Here is a 645-nt window from a genome sequence, read left to right on the forward strand (position 1 = left end):
GGCTTTCCTTTTTTAGAAAGAAGAAAAATGAGCACTTCCGTAATTGGAAATGCTCGTTTTTTGATATGTTTAGACTCTTAGTCTTTATTTTCGTATGGCAAGATCAAGTTCAAGATGATTCCTGTCATGGCTGATAGGGCAGTACCTGAAAGTGTAACTGGACCAAGTTTAAGGATAGCTCCTCCAAGTCCAAGGACCAACATAGCACTTGCGATGATTAGGTTACGCATTTGAGCGAAGTCTACACGTTCTTTGATTAAAACTTTCAAACCATTACTTGCGATAACTCCGTAGAGAAGGATTGACATACCACCAAGTACAGCGTTTGGAATGGTTGAAATCAAGGCAGTGAATTTACCAAGGAAGCTAAGGGCAATCGCGATAAAGGCAGCGTTACGGATAACTGAGACAGAAGCGATACGAGTCATACCGATAACCCCAGTATTTTCTCCGTAAGTTGTATTGGCTGGTCCACCAAGGAAGGCAGAAACAGAAGTTGCGATACCGTCACCAAGAAGAGTACGGTGAAGACCTGGTTCTTTCAAGAATTGACGGCCACAGATTTGACCCAAAACAGTATGGTCACCGATATGTTCAGAAATTGTTACGATAGCGATTGGCAAGATAGCGATAGTTTCTGGACCA

The 645-nt window shown here is 42.3% G+C and carries 1 protein-coding gene; it reads right to left on the bottom strand.

Annotated features, from left to right (window positions below; genetic code table 11):
- Window positions 1–77: 77 nt before the first annotated feature.
- On the bottom strand, window positions 78–645 hold a 568-nt coding region (locus SMIDD26_RS03255; protein WP_280630509.1), incomplete at its 5' end, for a uracil-xanthine permease family protein.

It is taken from the genome of Streptococcus mitis (assembly GCF_001579035.1).
In the GTDB taxonomy this organism is placed as follows: Bacteria; Bacillota; Bacilli; order Lactobacillales; family Streptococcaceae; genus Streptococcus; species Streptococcus mitis_J.